Here is a 1090-nt window from a genome sequence, read left to right as displayed (position 1 = left end):
CCTGTCCATAATTGCATCTGCAAGTGTTGGTTCATCTATAAAGTTGTACCAGTTATCCACCGGGAGCTGTGAGGTTATTATTGTCGCGCCGTTGCCGTATCTATCCTCTAGAATATCGAGTATTGCTATCCTGGCATCATTGCTTAGGGGCTTAAGCCCAAAGTCGTCTAATATCAGTAGCCTGTTTGAGGATATCCCCTTAATCCATCGGAGGTAAGTTCCATCGAGCCTTGCCTGGGCAAGAGCATCCAGAAACTTATTCATACTGAAATATAGCGTACGGAATCCAAGTAGGCAGGAACTGCGTCCCAGTGCACAGGCAAGGAAACTTTTGCCGCAACCGGTAGCGCCGGTGATGAGCACATTTTCACCACGTTCAATGAAAGTGCCGTCCGAGAGTCTTAGTACCTGTTCGCGGGTAATGCCACGCTCGGAGGTACAGAGTATATCTTCGGGAAGGGCATGATATCTAAGTTTACTGTACCTGAGATATTTTTCTGTTCTTGCATGCTCACGGTACTCGATTTCTGCCTGTACAAGCATAGCGAGCATGGAATGTGGGTCCTGGATCTCGTGTATTGGCAATTGTAGTGTTGCCTCATAGCGCCTTGCCATTCCGCTGAGCCTTAGGCTTTTCATCTGGTCTGCTGTGTTCTGTGTATTCATATTGATCTTTTTTAGTTGGTTTTGTATGCTTCAGCTCCTCGCACGTTCTGGTGTAGTGGCGTCCTGTATTCTTTCTGTTCTGTTTCCTCGACCATGTCCATATTATTGTCAAGGATGTTTTTTATTACAGTGTATTTAAACCTGTGCCCGGTGAGTGCCCTTTTGCAGGCAGCTTCCATTCTTGCCGCTCCATAGGCTTTCAAGAGCCGCATCAGTCCGGCGCAGCCAGCATATGATTGATGTATTACGGGATTGCTATGCATCAGCTTTTGAATAAAGTCATAAGTGTTCTGACCTGCTTTTTCAGCCTGTTTTAGATAATATTCAGGATCCCATCCCTTTTCATCTGAAAAAGATTGGTGAGCTTCAGGCATATGTTCCCTTACGGTTGTGAAATGGTGTTTTCTGAAACTCCGGACGTGTA

General features: G+C 45.9%; 1 protein-coding gene and 1 pseudogene. Both read right to left on the bottom strand.

The window, feature by feature from the left end; genetic code table 11:
• Positions 1-666 (bottom strand): ATP-binding protein (locus tag BMX11_RS24045; protein WP_090890152.1); only part of this gene is annotated, 666 nt, incomplete at its 3' end.
• Between the two features lie 11 nt (positions 667-677).
• Positions 678-1090, bottom strand: a pseudogene (locus BMX11_RS24040) (hypothetical protein); the annotation flags it as partial.

It is taken from the genome of Pedobacter rhizosphaerae (assembly GCF_900111155.1).
GTDB classification, from domain to species: domain Bacteria; phylum Bacteroidota; class Bacteroidia; order Sphingobacteriales; family Sphingobacteriaceae; genus Pedobacter; species Pedobacter rhizosphaerae.
The sequence above is the reverse complement of the archived record's forward strand: the minus strand, read 5'-3'. Positions and strand labels throughout refer to the sequence as shown.